Source organism: Chitinimonas violaceus, assembly GCF_052601015.1.
This window is the reverse complement of record NZ_JBQXDJ010000142.1, coordinates 1-3,256: the sequence shown is the minus strand read 5'-3', so window position 1 is coordinate 3,256 and position 3,256 is coordinate 1. Positions and strand designations below refer to the sequence as shown.

Sequence of the window (3,256 nt, the reverse complement as noted above, 5' to 3'; positions counted from 1 at the left end):
GATACCGCCGCCAGCGCAATCGGCTGCCTCAATATCCTGCTGCAATTCCTGCGCTTACCCGCCAATAGCGAACAGCTGCAACGCGAACTGGCTGGCCAGCCCGTTGACGGTGCACTGTTGGTACGGCTATGCCGCCAGCTCGGCTTGAAGTCCCGTCGGGTCAAGGCCTCTGCTGCGCAACTGGCACGCACACCCTTGCCCGCCATCGCGGAACGTCATGACGGCAGTTTTGTACTGCTGGGCAAGGTAGCGGACGACCAGGTACTGCTGCAAGACGGTGTCAGCGGCGACGTGTCGATGCAGTCACTGGCGGAATTTGAGGCCGATTGGAACGGTCACCTGATCCTGGCAACCCAGCGCGCACCGTTACTGGGCCAAGGGGGCCGCTTTGACCTCAGCTGGTTCATCCCGGCGGTGATGAAGTACAAGCGCCTGTTGGGTGAAGTGATGCTGATGTCACTGTTCATCCAGCTGTTTGCACTGGTGTCCCCCCTGTTCTTTCAAGTCGTGATGGACAAGGTGCTCGTACATCAGAGCATGAGCACACTCAATGTGCTGGTCATCGGCCTGGTGGTGATTGCACTGTTCGAAGTCATCATGGGTGGCTTGCGCACCTATGTGTTCTCCCATACCGCCAACCGAATCGATGTCGAGCTGGGCGCTAAGCTGTTCCGCCACCTGCTCAGCTTGCCGATGGCCTATTTCCAGTCACGCCGCGTCGGCGAAACGGTGGCGCGGGTACGCGAGCTGGAAAACATCCGTGAGTTCCTCACCAGCTCAGCGCTGACGCTGGTCATGGACCTGTTGTTCACCGTCGTGTTCCTGGTGGTGATGTGGTACTACAGTCCGCAACTGACCACGGTGGTACTGCTGTCACTGCCGTTCTATGTGTTGATCGCGCTGTTGGTGACCCCGGTCCTACGTAAGCGTATCGATGAAAAATTCCGTCGTAGCGCGGAGAGCCAATCGTTCCTGGTCGAATCGGTAACCGGCGTGGAAACGCTGAAAGCCATGTCGGTACAGCCACAGACCCAGGCACGCTGGGAAGAACTACTGGCTGCCTATGTGGGTTCCAGTTTCAGCGCCGCTAATCTGGGCAATATCGCGGGTCAGTCGGTGCAACTGGTGGCCAAGCTCTGTAGCGCGTTGATCTTATTCTTTGGTGCCAAGGCAGTGATTGATGGCGGTCTGACGGTAGGGCAGCTGGTGGCATTCAATATGTTCGCCGGCCATGTCACTGCCCCGGTATTGCGCCTGTCGCAGATGTGGAACGACTTCCAGCAGGCGCGCATCTCGGTGGAGCGGCTGGGCGATGTGCTCAATAGTCCGACTGAGCCGGGCTATGACCCCAACCGTTCCAGCCTGGAACGCATCGATGGCCGACTCAGTTTCGACCAGGTCACTTTCCGCTACCGCGCCGACAAACCTGAAGTACTGCGCCGTATCAGTCTGGATATCCCGGCAGGTCAGACCGTCGGCATTGTGGGCCCCTCCGGCTCTGGTAAAAGCACGCTGACCAAGCTGGTACAGCGCATGTACGTGCCTGAGTCGGGTCGGGTGATGGTGGACGGCTTCGATCTGGCGATGGTGGACACCAGCTGGTTACGCACGCAGGTCGGCGTGGTCCTGCAAGAGAACCTGCTATTCAACCGTTCGGTACGCGACAACATTGCATTGTCCGACCCGGCGATGAGCATGCAACGGGTGATTGACGCCGCCAAGCTGGCCGGTGCACACGACTTCATCCTGGCGCTGCCGGAGGGTTATGACACCTTACTGGAAGAGCGTGGCAGCAATCTGTCTGGCGGTCAGCGTCAGCGCATTGCCATTGCCCGTGCCTTGGTGACTGATCCGCGCATCTTGATTCTGGACGAGGCCACCAGCGCACTCGATTACGAATCGGAAAGCATCATTCAGCACAACATGCGCGCCATCTGCCAGGGTCGTACGGTGCTGATCATCGCGCACCGGCTATCTACTGTGCGCCACGCCGACCGCATCCTGACCGTCGAGAACGGCCAGGTGGTTGAAGACGGCAGTCATGCGCAACTGATCGCCCAAGGCGGACGTTACGCACGCTTATGTGCGTTACAGGCTGGTGGTGAACTTGAGGAGGCTGCGACATGCGCCGTTTGAACCCATGTACCCAGGCGTTGGCGGCATTGCAAAGCTGGCGTGCTGCACGTCCCCAGTCCTATCAGCGAGAATTCCTGCCTGCAGCATTGGAGATCCTCGACACACCGGCATCCCCTGCGGGGCGGGCGTTCGGTGGGTTGATCATCCTGTTGTTCACGCTGGCGCTGATCTGGTCCTGGGTGGGAGAGGTTGATGTCCACGCTGTTGCTGGTGGTCAGCTGGTACCGGCCCATGGTGTCAAGTCGGTGCAGCCATTGGAAGCGGGCATCGTGCGTGAGATCAAGGTAGCCAATGGTCAGCATGTGGTTGCCGGTCAGGCGTTGGTGGTGCTCGATAGCAGCGAACAGCAGGCTGATCTATCTCAGTTGCAACGGCAACAACAGCTGGCGCAACTGGACATCGTCCGGCTGCAAGCGGCACTGAAAGGCATGGAACGCGGTCTGGCGCCGGCACCACGGAGCCAAATGGATAGCGGGCAAGACTTGAACCAGCAATTGCGACTGCAACAACAAGTCGGCGCCCATCAAGCACGTGTTGCCGCGTTGAACGCACAGCTGGCCGAAAGCCGAGCAGTGCTGGCAGCCAGTCAGCTGGAACAATCGAAGCTGGCAGCGCGGTTACCGTTGTTGGCCGAGAAGGCTGCTGCCTGGAAGCAGCTGAGCGATCAGAAGATGGGGGCACGGTTGCAATGGATGGAGTTCGACAACGAACGCCATGTCACGCAACAAAGCCTGCAGGTGGAACAGCAACGCAGCGAGCAATACAGCGCGAATATCGCCCGCATCCAGGCAGAGCAGCGGCAGTACCAGGCTGATACGCGCCGTCAGATGCTGACCGAGCTGGTCGAGGCGGAAGACAAGGCTGCTGAGGCGACGTTGAATATCAGTCGTTACCGCCAACGTGAACAGCAACGCATCCTGCGTGCACCGGTCAGCGGCCATGTCCAGCAGCTGGCCATCCACACGATTGGCGGCGTGGTGCAGACCGCGCAGCAATTGATGGTGATTGCCCCGGACAACGACACCCTGGTGGTCGACGCCCAGGTGCTGAACCAGGATATCGGTTTCGTCCGTGCGGGCCAGGCGGTCACACTCAAAGTCGACAGCTACCCGTACAGCAA

The 3,256-nt window shown here is 59.6% G+C and carries 2 protein-coding genes; both read left to right on the top strand.

Annotated features, from left to right (window positions below; all coding sequences use genetic code 11):
- Positions 1-2,136, top strand: a 2,136-nt coding sequence (locus tag ACUHMQ_RS20385) for a type I secretion system permease/ATPase (protein WP_445297282.1), incomplete at its 5' end; no start/stop codon positions are given.
- The coding region (locus tag ACUHMQ_RS20380) for an HlyD family type I secretion periplasmic adaptor subunit (RefSeq protein ID WP_445297281.1) at positions 2,124-3,256 on the top strand (1,133 nt) is incomplete at its 3' end. The genes ACUHMQ_RS20385 and ACUHMQ_RS20380, both read left to right, overlap by 13 nt.